Source organism: Paraburkholderia dinghuensis (assembly GCF_003837865.1).
GTDB lineage: Bacteria > Pseudomonadota > Gammaproteobacteria > Burkholderiales > Burkholderiaceae > Paraburkholderia > Paraburkholderia dinghuensis.
In genome coordinates, this window is record NZ_RQIS01000007.1 from 229,440 (window position 1) to 242,971 (window position 13,532).

Annotated in this window: 18 protein-coding genes; 6 read left to right on the forward strand and 12 right to left on the reverse strand. The window is 61.9% G+C overall.

What is annotated here, in order from left to right; genetic code table 11:
- Nucleotides 1–32: 32 nt before the first annotated feature.
- From D1Y85_RS11870 to D1Y85_RS11880, 3 genes are all read right to left on the reverse strand, one after another.
- Nucleotides 33–458, reverse strand: a complete 426-nt coding sequence (locus D1Y85_RS11870; RefSeq protein WP_124151244.1) for an organic hydroperoxide resistance protein — start codon at nt 456–458, stop codon at nt 33–35.
- A gap of 354 nt (nt 459–812) precedes the next feature.
- Nucleotides 813–1,382 carry a TetR/AcrR family transcriptional regulator gene (locus D1Y85_RS11875; protein WP_124151334.1) on the reverse strand — a complete coding sequence of 190 codons (570 nt, stop codon included), beginning with the start codon at nt 1,380–1,382 and terminating at the stop codon, nt 813–815.
- Nucleotides 1,383–1,636: 254 nt separating this feature from the next.
- Nucleotides 1,637–2,551: a LysR family transcriptional regulator gene (locus D1Y85_RS11880; protein ID WP_124151245.1), complete on the reverse strand. Its 915-nt coding sequence runs from the start codon at nt 2,549–2,551 to the stop codon at nt 1,637–1,639.
- A 132-nt stretch (nt 2,552–2,683) separates the two neighbouring features.
- Between D1Y85_RS11880 and D1Y85_RS11885 the strand changes: the two genes are divergently transcribed.
- Nucleotides 2,684–3,616, forward strand: a complete 933-nt coding sequence (locus D1Y85_RS11885; protein WP_124151246.1) for a DMT family transporter — start codon at nt 2,684–2,686, stop codon at nt 3,614–3,616.
- Nucleotides 3,617–3,670: 54 nt separating this feature from the next.
- On the forward strand, nt 3,671–4,036 hold the full coding sequence (locus D1Y85_RS27575) for a hypothetical protein (RefSeq protein WP_246024885.1): 366 nt from the start codon (nt 3,671–3,673) through the stop codon (nt 4,034–4,036).
- Nucleotides 4,037–4,400: 364 nt separating this feature from the next.
- Here D1Y85_RS27575 and rpsU read toward each other — a convergent pair whose 3' ends face one another.
- On the reverse strand, nt 4,401–4,613 hold the full coding sequence (gene rpsU, locus D1Y85_RS11895) for a 30S ribosomal protein S21 (RefSeq protein WP_124151247.1): 213 nt from the start codon (nt 4,611–4,613) through the stop codon (nt 4,401–4,403).
- Nucleotides 4,614–5,125: 512 nt separating this feature from the next.
- On the opposite strand from rpsU, the gene D1Y85_RS11900 reads away from it, so the two are divergent.
- Nucleotides 5,126–5,329 (forward strand): cold-shock protein, encoded by a 204-nt coding sequence (locus D1Y85_RS11900; RefSeq protein WP_124151248.1) that lies wholly within the window; start codon nt 5,126–5,128, stop codon nt 5,327–5,329.
- 192 nt (nt 5,330–5,521) lie between these two features.
- On the forward strand, nt 5,522–5,746 hold the full coding sequence (locus tag D1Y85_RS27580) for a hypothetical protein (protein WP_124151249.1): 225 nt from the start codon (nt 5,522–5,524) through the stop codon (nt 5,744–5,746).
- A gap of 63 nt (nt 5,747–5,809) precedes the next feature.
- Here D1Y85_RS27580 and D1Y85_RS11910 read toward each other — a convergent pair whose 3' ends face one another.
- The 7 genes from D1Y85_RS11910 to D1Y85_RS11940 all read right to left on the reverse strand — a co-directional run bounded on the left by D1Y85_RS11910 (nt 5,810) and on the right by D1Y85_RS11940 (nt 10,422).
- On the reverse strand, nt 5,810–6,025 hold the full coding sequence (locus D1Y85_RS11910) for a hypothetical protein (protein WP_124151250.1): 216 nt from the start codon (nt 6,023–6,025) through the stop codon (nt 5,810–5,812).
- A gap of 70 nt (nt 6,026–6,095) precedes the next feature.
- Nucleotides 6,096–6,335 carry a hypothetical protein gene (locus D1Y85_RS11915; RefSeq protein ID WP_124151251.1) on the reverse strand — a complete coding sequence of 80 codons (240 nt, stop codon included), beginning with the start codon at nt 6,333–6,335 and terminating at the stop codon, nt 6,096–6,098.
- Nucleotides 6,336–6,410: 75 nt separating this feature from the next.
- Nucleotides 6,411–6,701, reverse strand: a complete 291-nt coding sequence (locus tag D1Y85_RS11920; protein ID WP_124151252.1) for a hypothetical protein — start codon at nt 6,699–6,701, stop codon at nt 6,411–6,413.
- 324 nt (nt 6,702–7,025) lie between these two features.
- The gene (gene infA / locus D1Y85_RS11925; RefSeq protein WP_124151253.1) at nt 7,026–7,292 is read right to left on the reverse strand and encodes a translation initiation factor IF-1; all 267 of its coding nucleotides are present in this window, start codon (nt 7,290–7,292) and stop codon (nt 7,026–7,028) included.
- 768 nt (nt 7,293–8,060) lie between these two features.
- Complete coding sequence (locus tag D1Y85_RS11930; protein WP_124151254.1) at nt 8,061–8,696, reverse strand: LysE family translocator; 636 nt, start codon at nt 8,694–8,696, stop codon at nt 8,061–8,063.
- Between the two features lie 110 nt (nt 8,697–8,806).
- The gene (locus tag D1Y85_RS11935; protein ID WP_124151255.1) at nt 8,807–9,367 is read right to left on the reverse strand and encodes a cytochrome b; all 561 of its coding nucleotides are present in this window, start codon (nt 9,365–9,367) and stop codon (nt 8,807–8,809) included.
- Complete coding sequence (locus D1Y85_RS11940; RefSeq protein ID WP_124151256.1) at nt 9,364–10,422, reverse strand: catalase family peroxidase; 1,059 nt, start codon at nt 10,420–10,422, stop codon at nt 9,364–9,366. Before D1Y85_RS11940 ends, D1Y85_RS11935 begins: the two co-directional genes overlap by 4 nt.
- A gap of 273 nt (nt 10,423–10,695) precedes the next feature.
- Here D1Y85_RS11940 and D1Y85_RS11945 point away from each other — a divergent pair, with 273 nt between their 5' ends.
- Nucleotides 10,696–11,091: a GFA family protein gene (locus D1Y85_RS11945; RefSeq protein ID WP_246024889.1), complete on the forward strand. Its 396-nt coding sequence runs from the start codon at nt 10,696–10,698 to the stop codon at nt 11,089–11,091.
- Nucleotides 11,092–11,147: 56 nt separating this feature from the next.
- Here the strand turns inward: D1Y85_RS11945 and D1Y85_RS11950 are convergent, their stop codons facing one another.
- On the reverse strand, nt 11,148–12,590 hold the full coding sequence (locus D1Y85_RS11950; protein ID WP_124151257.1) for an NAD-dependent succinate-semialdehyde dehydrogenase: 1,443 nt from the start codon (nt 12,588–12,590) through the stop codon (nt 11,148–11,150).
- A 334-nt stretch (nt 12,591–12,924) separates the two neighbouring features.
- On the opposite strand from D1Y85_RS11950, the gene D1Y85_RS11955 reads away from it, so the two are divergent.
- Nucleotides 12,925–13,395: an RbsD/FucU family protein gene (locus D1Y85_RS11955; protein ID WP_124151258.1), complete on the forward strand. Its 471-nt coding sequence runs from the start codon at nt 12,925–12,927 to the stop codon at nt 13,393–13,395.
- Nucleotides 13,396–13,532 lie beyond the last annotated feature (137 nt).

Here is a 13,532-nt window from a genome sequence, read left to right on the forward strand (position 1 = left end):
CCGCCCGTTGTCGCGTAACGGCCGGGCGCGGCTTAGACGAGGGTCAGCGTCACGTCGATGTTGCCGCGCGTCGCGTTGGAGTAAGGGCACACGATATGCGCCTTGTCGACGAGCGCCTGCGCGGCCGCGCGGTCCATGCCGGGCAGTGAGATCTTCAGTTCGACTTCGATGCCGAAGCCGTTCGGAATCGGTCCGATACCGACGCTGGCGTCGATGGCGACGTCGGCGGGAATCGCAATCTTGTCGCGCGCGCCGACGAACTTCATCGCGCCGATGAAGCAGGCGCTGTAACCCGACGCGAACAGTTGCTCCGGGTTCGTGCCTGCGCCGCCCGCGCCGCCGAGTTCGCGTGGGGTGGTGAGTTTGAGGTCGAGGTTGCTTTCAGGCACGACGGCACGGCCATCGCGGCCCCCGGTGACGTGAGCGTGAGCGGTGTAGAGCACTTTTTCGATCGACATGACGGACTCCTGGTGGGTGTTGCTGTAGAACGGGACTGCGTTGGGAAGATGATTAGCTATGCAGATCGATATCGATCGCTTGTGTGCTGCCTTGTTTTGAAGCGCAGTAGACCGGCGCCGAAACGCTCTCGTGGCGAAGGGCTTTCGCCTGCCCACTCGTGACGACACATGCCTCAATCCGTTTCGGGTACATGATCCTCGCCCTCATAAGCAAATCTGGCGGCAGTCAAATGATGATGCGAAATGACGGCCGGCGCTGTGTTCCTGCAAATCTGCATATATCTATCAGAAGATAGATAACTGACCCCAAAAAGAAGGCGGAGCACCGCCTTGCCTCGCGTTCCTGCGGGAAGATCAGGACGCGCGTTTTCTCCACATTGCGTCCACATCTTCCAGCCGCGATTTCGCATGAAACAGGCGGCTTGCCAGCGCGCTGCCCTGCAGGGCAGCGAACAGCGCACGCGCCGAACTTTCGGCGCTGCCGTTGACCGCGAGCGTCCCTTCTGAGACGCCGGCGGCGAGCACCTTCGCCAGCCAGTTTTCGTTGGCGCGAAAGAACGCCTGTACCGCTTTGCGCACGCTATCGGGCAGCGAATCGATGTCCGCGGCGAGCATGCCGCACAGGCAGATCTGATTGCCGTCGCCGAGCGTCTTGCCGAACGCCTTCGTGTACGCCGTGAGCTTCACATCCGCTGGTAGTGCAGCATCGACCGCTTGCAGGGCAGCCATCACTTCGTCGCTGTATTGGCGCACTGCTTCGAGCGCCAGATCGTCTTTCGAAGGGAAGTAGTAGTGGATGCTCGACGTCTTCACACCCACCAGCTCTGAAAGATCGCGATAGCTGAACCCGTTGTAGCCGCGCCGCATCATCAGCGCAATGGCGTGATCCAGAAGTTGTTCGCGAACCGTCGATTTCGTTTCCATGGGATGGAATTTATCTACTGGAAGGTAGATTGTCAAGGACGACGCAAAAGAAAATGTTTCTTCGCCGATTTTCGGGAGGAGAGGCTTTGTTCGACGCACTCCTGCCGTTCGGCCCGGCTTCACCACAAGGGCCGCTTCCACTGTACATCGGCGATACAGGCGGCCAGCTTGCTGCTCGACTAACGAGGTACCTTTTTGCTTGCCGGCGTTGCACACCGCGTGCTTCGGCTTTTCGGCGTGCGGGCTCAGCTAGATCAACAACCGGACTGTTCCACCAGCCAGTCAATTAACGCTCGCACTTTCGGCGGAAGGAGCCGGTTCGGCGGATACAGCAGCCAGACAGGCCCGCTGTAGGCGCGTGGCTCGAACAGCCATTCGGGCAGTACCTGCACCAGCTTGCCAGCACGGAGGTCGTCCGCTACGGCAAACTCGGGCAGGCTTGCCACGCCCCAATCGTCCAGCGCGGCCTCACGCCGTGCACTCACATCGTTCGCTATATAGCGGGCCCGAACTTCAATCGTCTGCGTTTGACTGCCTTGCCGGAAAGTCCACCGGTTGTCGTCCGGCGTATCCCCGATATACAGACAATCATGCTGCGCAAGATCGTCCGGAACGACGGGCGTGCCTCGTGCACGCAGATAGCCCGGAGAGGCGCACGGCATCCATCGCACGGTGCCGAGCCGTCTTGCCACAAGGCCTTGCGGCGGTGTCGGGGTGGGCCGCACGACGAGATCGACGTGATCGCGTATCGGATCGATATCCCGATCGTCGAATACGACCTGTACGTCCACTTCCTGGTAGGTACGCAGGAAGCCTGGAATCTTCGGGTGAATCAGGCTTTTCGCGAGCGAAATCGGCGCGCTGATGCTGACCCGGCCGCGCGGTTGTGCTGTCAGCTGGCTGGCGGCATCGACGGCTCCGGACGCCGCGTCCATCATGTCCCGGCAGTGGCGATAGACCTGCATGCCGGACTCCGTCAGCCGGATGCGTCGGGTCGAGCGTTCGAACAGTCGCGTGCCCAGTGCCCGTTCGAGCCGCTGCACTTGCCGGCTGATCGTCGAAGGCGTGGTGCCAAGCGGGCGGGCTGCTGACGAGAAGTTACCGGCCTCGACCACCTGCACAAAGGTCGCGAGGTCCGGCAGCAACGGGAGAAGTTCGGTCGGTGTCATGGACGTATCCGGGCTGACCTGCATTTCTGGTCTATTTGTGCAACCGATGCACAAAAGATGTTCTTGCCGACCGGATTATCGCCGCCAATGCATCATCGGACAATGAGGACCTTTCGTTACGGGAGGTTCGTCATGCGCTTCCGGTCCAGTACATCTGCTGATTTGTTACTTCTCGTTGTGGCCTTCATCTGGGGAACGAGCTATGCCGTGGTGAAAAGCGCATTGCTCGTCTATCCGGTGTTAGGCCTTCTCGCGTTGCGCTTCGGCATCACGTTCGTGCTGCTGTCGCCATCGCTGTGGTCGATGCGCGGATTGTCGCGATCTCAGTGGGTCAGGATCGTCGGCGCAGGGTGCGTACTACTCGGGATCTTCCTGGCTGAAACGTACGGCGTGCGGATAACGAGCGCGTCGAATGCGGCGTTTCTGATCAGCCTGTGCGTGGTGATGACGCCGCTGGTCGAATGGGCATGGCTCAAACGCACGCCGCGCGGCGTCGAATGGGTGGCAGCTGGACTTTCCCTCCTGGGCGCCTTTCTGCTCGGTGGCGGCCAGTTCAATTTCACAACAGGGGACGCGCTGGTGGTGCTTGCCGCACTGTTGCGCGCGATCAACGTGTGCGCGACGAAGCGCGTCATGCAGGTCAACGCCGTTTCTCCACTAGCGATGACGGCCGTGCAATCCGGCGTTGTGTCGTTCGGTTGCGCCGTGCTCGCTCTGACCGTCGCGAGATCGGAATGGCAGCCCTTGCCTGCATTCGCCGGGTATGAGCGTTTCTGGATGATCGTCGTTTACCTCGTCGCGGGCTGCACGTTGTTCGCATTCTTCGTGCAGAACTACGCGGTCAGCCGTAGCACCCCGACACGCGTCGCGCTGTTGATGGGCAGCGAGCCCGTCTTTGGCGCCTTGTTTGCGAGCGTATGGCTTGGGGAGAGGGTAACTGTGCTTGCGTCGATCGGTGGCGGGTTGATCGTCCTTGCGTCCCTGCTGGCATCGATTAAAGGAAAGGATCGGCGCGATCGGGATGTCGTTCCGGATTTTGAAGAGCCGAAACGGTTAGTCATCTAATGTACGAGCGTACGAGCGCCGGGAAAGTTGGGCTTTGATGCTTCGAACGTGGCGTTGGATGCAGAAGAAATCGAGAGATCCGTCGAAGGTCAGATGGCAGACGCTGAGCGGCCGTTCGAGCGTCCGTGTGCGTTCCCGGGCGAGTGCGGGAAACTGGCCGGCATACAGATCTATGCATGGGGACCGCTGCCCATAGCGGATAAACCGGCGATCTGCGGCACGCGACCTGGAGCGCTCAACCACCGCTTCATTCTGCGAAAGAGATTTGACGGATCGACCGCTGCATTGCGGGCAGCGACATTCGTTCAGTTGGTGCCAGGTGACGCGTATCTGGAACTGTCAATTGGTTACACGGTGCCTGATGTTGAAGCGCGCTTTGCGCTGCAGATTCATGAGGCGGTGGCGGCTGCACTTCGCTAAGGAGCGCCCCGACGATGTCGAGCCACTGCGTGCGGAGCGCAACGGCGTGTAGTTCGGGAAGCAATGCACCCACCTCCAATTCCGAACGCATTCGCGCAACAGTTTCCGCACGATCCAGGCGCGCTCCTGAAATGGTGAATGTCGATTGTGGCCGCACCGGGACGGATGAATCACCGGTGCATGTCGACCCGCAACCGCCCCTCGCACCGTCACGCGAACTGGCCGTTGTCGCTCCGACAACGGCCGTTCACTACTCATTTCGGTTGCGCATCTGCGGCCCTACCTGGCTGCTTGCCTCGAATGATCCGCGAAACCCGGCAGTTCATTGGACAGGCGCGTCGGCATGCCCTCTGGCAACTTCCGGTTAGTACTGTTTTTTCGGTGGCAATGACCGTCGTATCTGTTTTCTCAATCGAGACACAGCCGCTGCTTTTTTCCGCTTGCGCTTCGCGGTCGGTGTTTCATAAGCCGTCCTGGCCCGCAATTCCTTTATCAGGCCGGTGCTCTCAATCGCACGTCGGAAGCGGCGCAACGCGACTTCCAGCGGCTCGTTCAGCTTGGGGGTTACGGTAGTCAATTCTTTTCCTGGTTGTGAGGTGGCGATGTTGAATCATCCTGACGTCCGCGACGGTCCTCGCCGCTCTATTCCGTTGCCGATGAATGCCGTCTGATGAAGGGGGTAAAGACCCGATCGGCTCTTTGTAGGCCGCTATTTTTGCGCTGATGGTGCGTACGATAACCCTCGATCGTATTGGGTATAGTTCGAATTCCCGATCGAATGGGGTGAAGCACAACGGCCGGCGAGCGGCCACTATACGCGTGATTCCCCGTTGCGTAACGGCATTTCTCACTCAATGACGGGCGATCCCCGCGCAGATCCTGCTGTTACGTTTTGCATCACGAAAACGGTTGACCGGATCGATGTATACGCGTATCGTGGGCAACTGAAGTATTCAGGAAGTTCAATTGGTGCCCGTCTAATGTCCGCCACTTGCGCGGAGTTCGTTGTCCTCTTTCTCCCTCTTGAAGCTTCCCCGTCTCCATCCGGAACGGGATTGATCAATTTATTCTTTTTTTGAGGGATTCGTTATGGATACCGGTACCGTCAAGTGGTTCAACGATAGTAAAGGCTTTGGATTCATCACTCCTGATGCGGGCGGGGACGACCTGTTTGCGCATTTTTCAGAAATCACGGGTGACGGATTCAAGACGTTGGCCGAGAACCAGAAGGTCAGCTACGAAACGAAGCGTGGCCCGAAGGGTCTTCAGGCATCTAACATCAAGCCGCTTTAAGTCAGTTACGCGTCCGCTGCCTCAGGCATCGGACGCCGCCCCGCCGCATGAACGCACCGGCCAGCTTTTTCGGTTGGCTGGAGCGTCTCCCAGTCTGTATTCCTCCCCGACGCTTGCTCTTGCATCCGAACGGATCAGCGTCCCCTTGCGGGACGGCGGAGTCCTATATTCATTTCAATTCCACCGGTAACAATGCAAATTCCTGTCACCAGACAATACCGCGGTTATGCGGTCCGACCGTCTACTCACTCTCTGCCTGACGGCTGTTTTTCCTCGAACGTGACGCTCGCGCGGTCCGACACCCTTGCTGGGCCCGCGCTTTACGAATTCTATTCGCTCGGATATTTCAGCAGCGAAGAAGACGCACTGGGTTATTCAGACCGATGGGCGCGCGACTGGATCGATACGCGCGGCTGATTACACCCATCGGTTACGACGCTGTCCACACCGTCTTCGCCCTTCGATGCCGTGAGGCCCCTCTTAGCCAAAGCGCGCGCCTAACCACTCCTGGGCCCAGTTTTTCGCGTAGGCAATTGCGTCCTCGCGTACGTCAAAGCCCGCAAGATCGCCACTCAGGTGAATGTCATGCTCGCTCCCGTCTGCACGGTTGGTGCTGATGCGGGCATGGGCCATGTACTCGCCGTCGGCTCTGCGTGGCGTCGGGTCGATGATGAATCGTGTCGAATTGAAGCGCATTGTCTTTCCTTGCCCGGTTGTCACGCGGATATGATCGTGGCGGACTGTCTGATGGACAGGAAGGTCAGCATCACGCATTCAGAAGAGCCATGATCTGCCCGGCCTCACGGTCGGAATCACAACTCGCCATACCGTCTTCGCGTAGCAGTGCGCGAATCGATACGAACACCAGATAAGCATCCGCATCGACCTCGTGACGACCGTCGCGGATAACACCTTCCAGGTCGGCACGGGCACCCAGCGGCAGAAACCGGTCGACAATGCCGGGGCCGTCGCAGCGAATCCAGTTCAGCAGGTCGCCCCTGTCCATATCAAACTCCCGTGTTGCCTGCCTGTCCTGCCGCAGACGCCTGCCGTCGGGTTCCGGCGTGGAACGAGGCGCGAATCACAATTCCAGATCGAGGATGTTCGTGTCGTGCGAGCACTTGTCGATGAGGTGTTCCGCATAGGCAGTCGATGCACGCCGCGCGTCGCCGGCGTTCTGGAAGGGTTTCGTCACCGCGAGCCGGAATACGCGACTGCGCGGCACTCCCTCTGAACTTCCGGGCTCCTGGATACGCACGGCAGCGTCGAACCCTTCGTCGTAGTTATGCCCGCTTCCTGCCTTGGTGGCACGATGCGGATAGACCAATGGATAAACTTCCAGTCCACGGTAGAGACGGAAATCTGTTGTCATGACAAACCTTTGAAGCCGCATCACCATGCGGCAGAATGTAGAAGGCGTGTGGACAACTGATTTCAGTCTCCACACGATCGGCCGGGTTGTTCGGCCTGCGATGAAAGTGAGCGGCCCGATTCCGCTTGAAAAGGCAGCCTGGGAAGCGCCGGGAACGGGCGTGGGTCAATCAACGAATTCATGCTACGCCCATTGCGCGATTTGTACAGCGAAAGTTTCCTGACCCCCGCGTTGGACGCGAACCGCGTGAGATGAGCCGACGACGAGCATCCGCGCAGGGTTATGATGCAAAAGAGGCGCAGCGGACGTTCGTGTACTGCCGCTTCAACGACGGCGATACGCCGGTCTTGGTGATGCGCCTCCACTGCGCTCGTCCTTGTGCCGAAAATTGATTCTTCCCTTCGTCAGGTCATACACCGAGAGTTCCAGCGTTACCCGATCGCCCGCAAGGATGCGAATATGATTTTTGCGTATACGGCCGGACGCGTAGGCACCTACCACCACGCCATTGTCGAGCGTGACGCGGTAGCGGCTGTCCGGCAACACCTCGTCAACGATACCGTCGAGTTCCAACAATTCTTCTTTTGCCATTCAAGGATCCGTATTAATTTGCAGGACATCGGCATGCGATCTCCCGCGTAGAAAAAAAGCCGCGAGCGTCAATCGACACGCACTCGCACGTAGTGCGGGAACGGGCTGGGTGGGCGGCCCCCGCGTCCTGGAAGTCTGGATAGCGCCTTGTCCGGGCGGCAAGTCATGCACGCGAGGGGATTGGGTCAAACACAGCGGTCCGCAACCCTGGTCGGACGGGCGTCGGGGGGGCAGTCCAACGGGTGCTTCTACCGCCAGCCTTTCTGGGCGATGAGTCAGAGGATGATTCGCGACGAGCCAACGCGCGTCTTGTCGGGCGCCGTGCGAAGAGGAGTAGACCCTCCATTGTAATCGAAGCGCGTCATTTGCACGGGAACTGCCGGCGGGGACAGAGGGATTGGCCGTTGTCGCCCGCACGTGCCGATGTGCAGTCAGAAGCGCCTGTTCGCTTCTTTGCATGCCCGCAGACGGCTATGAACAGCAATCGCGCAATTTATGTCACATGATTTGCGTCGGCGGGACCATTTCGACTTTCCCGGGCATATCGTCACAGCCCTGTCCCAGTTTCGTCAGTGCGCGGGAGCGATACTGGGAATGCACTTGCGTTTCGTCGGACCGCGCTTCGATCGGTTGATTCCACGGCCGTCTGCTGCCAGTTTCCGAGCAGTCTCCCCGGGAATTCGCGAAGAAACAGGAAAATCGCATGCACGCCCGCGTGCGACTATCGGGCCACCACTAACGAACGTTGTCGCGCCGGGCGTGCGGCAGTCAAAGGCCGCGGTGGCCCGCAGTGAAGATGAGCCGCAGACCGAGTGCGGCGATGGCGCCGGCGGCGGCGCGGTCGATCCAGCGCTTGGCGCGCAAATAAAGCTCGCGCGGACGCTGGCTCGAAAAACAGAGCGCGACGACGGTGTACCACCCGGTTTCGATCGCGAACACGAACGGCGGCAGCGCGAAATAGCACCACAGCGGAGGATGGTGCGGCAGGAGCGCGACGAAGATGCTGCCGTAGGCGATGGCCGTTTTCGGATTGCTCAGTTGCGTGGTGAGGCCGACCCAGAACGACTTGCCGGGGCGGCTGTCCGTCAAGGCTGTGCCGCTCATCGAAATCGGCTGTCCCGCGCCTCGCCAGATGCGCGAGGCGATGTAGAGCAGGTACGCGCCGCCCGCGATCTTGAGTCCGGCATAGAGCCATGCGACCGTGGCGAGCACGGTGTAGAGGCCGGCGAGCGCGATGCCTGCGAAGCAGATCGCGCCAGTGCCCATGCCGAGCGCGGTGGCGACGCCGTCGCGGCGCGACAGTCCGATCGAGTTGCGGGCGACGAGCACGAAGCTCGGCCCGGGGCTCATGGCGCCGAGCAGGACGGCGGCGAGGATGCTGACGACGGCGGCCAACGGGGACATGGCGGGGCCTCTTTTGGGGTGTTGCGCGCCAGAATAGCACGAGAAACGTGTCCGGCCGGGCACGGCATAAGCCCCGTGCCCGCTATCCAATGGGCGGCGGTGCATGCGCATCAGGCACGCGTCGTTTGAGCGCGAGCCTCGCCCCGCAGTATGCTCGCGAGCACACCGTCGCGGCGGATCAGTGCATGGAAGAGCGCGGCGCTCAGGTGCAATAGCACGATCGAGAAGAGCGCCAGCGCGAACCAGGTATGGGCTGCGCGTAGCCACGCGTACAGCGCGACGTTGTGCGGCACGATGGGCGGCAGGTGTACGCTGCCGAACATCACGACCGGATAGCCTCCCGCCGAAAGCATCGACCAGCCGATCAACGGCATCGCCATCATCAGGCCGTAGAGCGCGAGATGCGAGGCGTGCGCGGCGACGCGCTGCCAGGTGGGGAGATCGCGAGGCAACGGCGGCGCGCCGCGCACGAGACGCACGAGCGCACGCACGATCACGAGCACCAGAAGCGCAATGCCGAGCGGCCGATGCACTGCGAGCAGCATCGTGTGCGGCCGCGAAACGGTCGACACCATTCCCACGCCGACGAACAGTATCGCAATGATCAGTACTGCCATCGACCAATGAAGCAGGCGCGCAATCGCGCTGAAATGACGTTGTGGCTGCTTCATGGCTGTGCGTCTCCGTGCGATGCCGCGGACTTCGCTTCTTCTCGCGTGCGGCGGTTGAACGAAACGGCATAGGCGGCGGAGCGGGCGGCCAGCAATGGGTCGTCCGAGGGCGCGAGGCCGGCCGGGAGAATGGTCGGGTCGAAGTTCACGTCGCGGCATACGCCTTCGCTCTGCGCCGACGCGCGCTGAAGCACGAGCGTACCGGCGTCGATCTGCTCGCGGCCCGCGGGCCATGCTCGCGTCGCGTCGTTCGCGGGGTCGCCAGGCTGCGCGACCGTGAGCACTAGGTGCCAGCGCAGCGGGCCCTGCGCGAGGCGTGCATCGAGATCGTCGGAGAGGAAATCGGGGCGTGTCATATCTTCGGCGGATGCGGGGGCGTAAGGCGTTTCAGGGATCGTCTGCCAGCGGATCGCATGGCGCTGCCCGCTTGCATCGGTCGCGATGAACGCGTTGATGCTGTAAAACGCTGTAGTCGCGAAGCTCGACGACGGCGCGTGCGTCTTGACCCATTGCCGGAACGGCAGTGTTTCGGGGTTCGCCCGGTTGAACGCATCGAGCTTCGCCGCGTCGGGCTTGCCGGTGGCCGGATCGGCCTTCGATGCAACGAGTTGCCCGTAGAACTGCCGCGGCGTCTGCACGGGAAACACCGGCGTCGAATTCATGCCTGTGCGCCATTGTTCACCGTCCTGCAACTGGAACAGCAGCGCCATGCTGCGCACGGGGACGCTACTATCGGGTGCCGACGGGTTGCTGCCGGGAATCGCGAAACGCCCGACAATGGGCGTGCGGCCCGGCGCGAATACTTCGGCGCTGGACACGTTCGCACCGTTGCCATTGCTTTCGAACTGGCCCTCCACGCAGATTCCTTTCGCATGATTGCGACGGTAGCCCGGATGCGTGCCATAGTTTGCTTCGAACGTGTCGATGATATGGGGCGCACTGACGCGTCGGGGCGTGAGCCATCCCGCGGTCCAGGCGAACGCGAGCGCTGCACACCCTGTTACGGTTGCTATGGCCGCGAGCCGGCAGGGGATGCAGATGGTCGGACGATTCATGATCGCGCTCCGTGTCGTGCGCGGTCGGGCGCGACGCGAGGCCGAATCGAAAGTACGGACGGGAGATGTGGTAAACGAGAAGACATGATCGGTCCAGTCAAAGGCCTCGGTGGCCGACACTGACGCAAACAGTCTCTCCACGCGTTCTATTCCAGGTTTTTTTCGCTGCTGTCCGGCGCCTGTTTTGCCGGTTCGAAAGCGCTCGATGACGGCCGGCGGCTCGTTGCCAGCGCGCGCTGATTTGCATTACGTCTGGAAACGGAGGAAATAATGATGACTGGCGGCTGTCTATGCGGAAGGATTCGCTACGAGATCGCTGGCGAGCCTGTGGACTGCACGGCGTGTCACTGCAACGATTGCCGGCGTGCGTCGGCGGCGCCGTTTACCGCGTGGCTGAGCGTGCGTTCAGCTGATTTTCGCTTCGTCGCGGGGACGCCGCGTTTCTATAAATCGAGTCCGCGAGTCGAGCGTGCCTTTTGCACGGATTGCGGCACGCCGCTGACTTATCGGCACGCTACGTTTGCCGATGAAATCGATGTCGCGACGGGCAGCCTCGATCGGCCCGGCGACGCGCCGCCTGCGCATCACACGTGGACGTCCCAGAAGCTCGCCTGGGTGCAGATCGCGGACGGGCTTCCTCAACATCCGCGCGCGTGGCCAGAGTCATGATGGGCCGTGTCACTGCGTGCATATGCACGCAGTGACACATCGAGATCAACGCGAGATCAACGATGTTCGGTGACGAACTTCGTGACCAGGTACGCATCCATCGCTTCGCTACCGCCCTCGGATCCGTAACCCGAATCCTTCACACCGCCGAACGGCGTTTCAGGCAGTGCGAGGCCGTGGTGGTTGATCGACAGCATCCCCGATTCGATGTCCCCGGACAGCGCTGCGGAAGTCGCGCTCGAGCGCGTATACGCGTAGGCGGCAAGACCCCACGGCAGCCGGTTGGCTTCCGCCACGGCGTCTTCGTAGCTCGAGAACCGCGAGACCGGCGCGAGCGGGCCGAACGGCTCTTCGTTCATGATGCGGGCCGAAAGCGGCACGTCGGTCAGAACGGTCGGCGCGAAGAAATAGCCTTCGCGGCCGATGCGTTCGCCGCCAGTCAGGATTTTCGCCCCGTGCTCGCGCGCGTCGCCGACGAGGCGCTCCATCGCGGCGAGCCGGCGGTCGTTGGCGAGCGGGCCCATTTGCACGCCTTCGTCGAATCCGTTGCCTACCTTGACCGTGCGCAGGGTGGCGACGAAATGCTCGACGAACTCGTCGTACACGGCATCCTGCACCATGAAGCGGGTGGGCGAGATGCAGACCTGGCCCGCGTTGCGGATCTTCGCCAGCGCGAGGAGTTTCGCTGCGCGCGGCACGTCGGCGTCCGCGAATACCATCGCGGGCCCGTGTCCGCCGAGTTCCATCGTGACGCGCTTCATATGTTCGCCGGCCTTCGCGGCGAGCAGCTTGCCCACCGGCGTCGAGCCCGTGAACGAGATCTTGCGGATCGCCGGATGCGCGATCAGATACGACGATACTTCAGCAGGCACGCCGAACACGAGATTCAGGACGCCGGCAGGCACGCCCGCGTCGATGAATACCTGCACGAGCGCGGCGCAGCTCGCAGGCGTTTCTTCCGGTCCCTTCAGCACGACGGTGCAGCCCGAGGCCAGCGCCGCCGACACCTTGCGCACCGCCTGATTCAGCGGGAAATTCCACGGCGTGAATGCCGCGACCGGGCCGACGGGCTCGCGCGTGACGATCTGGCGGACCGCGTCGGCGCGTGACGGAATCACGCGGCCATAGGTGCGGCGGCCTTCTTCGGCGAACCAGTCGATGATGTCGGCGCCTGCGAGCGTTTCGACTTTCGCTTCGGCGAGCGGCTTGCCTTGTTCGCGCGTCATGACCGCGGCGACGTCGTCGGCGCGTTCGCGCAGCAATTGCGCTGCCTGACGCATGAGCTTGCTTCGCTCGAGCGGCGAAACCTTGCGCCATTCGCGGAATGCGCGCGCGGCGGCTTGCGCGGCATCGGAGAGATCCGCTTCGCCGGCGAGGCTCAACCGGCCGATTTCCGCTTCGGTGGCGGGGTCGACCACGGCAATCGTGCGCTCGCCGGCGCGCCACGCGCCGTCGATATAAATCTGGGTATCCGGATAGGGTTTCACGCTGGACGTCATGATGGGGCGATCCTCTTCAACGGTGGAGTGAGGCGGGCGCACGCGCATAGCTGCGCGTGCAAGCTTCGCCAGAAACGGGAGACCGGTCATTTTGCCATCGGTTCGCGCGTGCTGCTGGCGTTGCTATCGCCGGGGGCATCGCGCGTGGACGGTGTGCGCCGCTGCATGTTTGTTCGCGGCGCGGCGAATTCATGCTGCTTTCAGGATGCAAGCCGGAGAATGCCAGCTTGTGACGCGAACGAGGTGCGCGGTACGATGCGTGCGAGACGCACGCGCAGCGTTGCTGATCAAATCCGCAGTCAAAACCGCGATCAAACTCGATGGAGGCGACGCCGTGCTGAAAAATCTGGATCCGCTGCTCAACGCCGATGTGTTGCACGCGCTGGCTTCGATGGGGCACGGCGACGAAGTCGTGATCTGCGACGCGAATTTCCCAGCCGATGCGCTCGCACGCGAGACCGTGCTCGGCCGATTGCTGCGGCTTGACGGCGTGGATTCGCCGCGCGCCGTGCGCGCGGTGCTCTCGGTGTTGCCGCTGGACAGTTTCGTCGATCATCCGGCGCTGCGCATGGAAGTGGTGGGCGATCCGCATGCGGTGCCCGCAGTGCAGCAAGAGGCGCAACACGAAGTCAATGCGGGCGAAGGACGCGAGGTGCCGTTCGCATCGCTCGAACGCTTCGCTTTCTACGAGCGTGCGCGGCGCGCGTACTGCGTGATTGCCACCGGCGAGCAGCGCGGCTACGGGTGTTTCGTTTTCAAGAAGGGCGTGCTGCTGGCGGCGGACGAGCCACGTCAGCCAGCGTAGCGGCTGCGTCTGTCCGACCCTCGCGCATACGCAAACTCGATGGCGTGAGTCGTCCGGTTGCCGTCTCCGTGGGTGTGCGAGAACGGGAAGGGCGCATCGCACGGGGGAGTAAAATGTGCGCGATTGAACGCCCGGAT

What these genes read in the sequence shown, in the direction of transcription:
- D1Y85_RS11870 (WP_124151244.1), bottom strand. Translation starts at nt 458, where the DNA reads ATGTCGATCGAAAAAGTGCTCTACACCGCTCACGCTCACGTCACCGGG.
- D1Y85_RS11885 (WP_124151246.1), top strand. Translation starts at nt 2,684, where the DNA reads ATGCGCTTCCGGTCCAGTACATCTGCTGATTTGTTACTTCTCGTTGTG.
- D1Y85_RS11900 (WP_124151248.1), top strand. Translation starts at nt 5,126, where the DNA reads ATGGATACCGGTACCGTCAAGTGGTTCAACGATAGTAAAGGCTTTGGA.
- D1Y85_RS11910 (WP_124151250.1), bottom strand. Translation starts at nt 6,025, where the DNA reads ATGCGCTTCAATTCGACACGATTCATCATCGACCCGACGCCACGCAGA.
- D1Y85_RS27580 (WP_124151249.1), top strand. Translation starts at nt 5,522, where the DNA reads ATGCAAATTCCTGTCACCAGACAATACCGCGGTTATGCGGTCCGACCG.
- D1Y85_RS11940 (WP_124151256.1), bottom strand. Translation starts at nt 10,422, where the DNA reads ATGAATCGTCCGACCATCTGCATCCCCTGCCGGCTCGCGGCCATAGCA.
- D1Y85_RS11935 (WP_124151255.1), bottom strand. Translation starts at nt 9,367, where the DNA reads ATGAAGCAGCCACAACGTCATTTCAGCGCGATTGCGCGCCTGCTTCAT.
- D1Y85_RS11915 (WP_124151251.1), bottom strand. Translation starts at nt 6,335, where the DNA reads ATGGACAGGGGCGACCTGCTGAACTGGATTCGCTGCGACGGCCCCGGC.
- D1Y85_RS11950 (WP_124151257.1), bottom strand. Translation starts at nt 12,590, where the DNA reads ATGACGTCCAGCGTGAAACCCTATCCGGATACCCAGATTTATATCGAC.
- D1Y85_RS11945 (WP_246024889.1), top strand. Translation starts at nt 10,696, where the DNA reads ATGACTGGCGGCTGTCTATGCGGAAGGATTCGCTACGAGATCGCTGGC.
- D1Y85_RS11875 (WP_124151334.1), bottom strand. Translation starts at nt 1,382, where the DNA reads ATGGAAACGAAATCGACGGTTCGCGAACAACTTCTGGATCACGCCATT.
- infA (WP_124151253.1), bottom strand. Translation starts at nt 7,292, where the DNA reads ATGGCAAAAGAAGAATTGTTGGAACTCGACGGTATCGTTGACGAGGTG.
- D1Y85_RS11930 (WP_124151254.1), bottom strand. Translation starts at nt 8,696, where the DNA reads ATGTCCCCGTTGGCCGCCGTCGTCAGCATCCTCGCCGCCGTCCTGCTC.
- D1Y85_RS11880 (WP_124151245.1), bottom strand. Translation starts at nt 2,551, where the DNA reads ATGACACCGACCGAACTTCTCCCGTTGCTGCCGGACCTCGCGACCTTT.
- D1Y85_RS11920 (WP_124151252.1), bottom strand. Translation starts at nt 6,701, where the DNA reads ATGACAACAGATTTCCGTCTCTACCGTGGACTGGAAGTTTATCCATTG.